The 805-nt window shown below is 64.5% G+C and carries 1 protein-coding gene; it reads right to left on the bottom strand.

What is annotated here, in order from left to right; all coding sequences use genetic code 11:
- On the bottom strand, positions 1–805 hold an 805-nt coding region (locus HV773_RS36540; RefSeq protein WP_175198560.1), incomplete at both ends, for an ABC transporter permease subunit.

Below are 805 nucleotides of genomic sequence, written 5' to 3'. Positions count from 1 at the left end.
AGCCCATCGGCACGAGCAGCCGATGAATCAGATGCGTGCGGCGGATCAGGTCGAGCAGCCACGACTCGGGCGCGTCGCCCGAAGCCGTGTTCTCCATGCGGAACTTGTCGGCCCATGCCACCAGCGGGCGGAACAGGAACTGGTCGTAAGCCAGGATCACCACGGTCATCGTGAGAATCACCCAGCCCACCGCGTGCAGGTTCTTCTCCGTGATGGCCTGCGCCAGGTATGCACCGATGCCCGGCAGCGTGATCGTGTTGTTGCCCACCGTGATCGCCTCGGAGGCCACCACGAAGAACCAGCCGCCCGACATCGACATCATCATGTTCCAGATGAGGCCGGGCATCGAGAACGGCACTTCGAGCTTCCAGAAGCGCTGCCAGCCCGTGAGGTGAAAGCTGCGCGAGACTTCGTCCAGATCGCGCGGCACCGTGCGCAGCGACTGGTAGAAGCTGAAGGTCATGTTCCAGGCCTGGCTCGTGAAGATCGCGAAGATCGCCGCGAGTTCAGCGCCCAGCACGCGCGAGGGAAACAGCGCGAGAAAGAAGGTAACAGTGAATGAGATGTAGCCGAGCACCGGCACCGACTGCAGGATGTCGAGGATCGGCACCAGCACCTGGCTCGCGCGCCGGCTCTTGGCCGCGAGCGTGCCGTAGACCAGCGTGAAGACGAGCGAGGCCACCATGGCCGCGAGCATGCGCAGCGTGGTGCGCATGGCGTACTCGGGCAGGTTGGCCGGGTCGAGCGAGATCGCCTGGGTCTTGAGCGTGGCGATGGGCGCCATGGTCTCGTGAAAGCCCACCAC

The sequence above is a fragment of the Paraburkholderia caffeinitolerans genome (assembly GCF_902859945.1).
GTDB lineage: Bacteria > Pseudomonadota > Gammaproteobacteria > Burkholderiales > Burkholderiaceae > Paraburkholderia > Paraburkholderia caffeinitolerans.
This window is presented reverse-complemented; position numbering and strand designations above follow the sequence as displayed.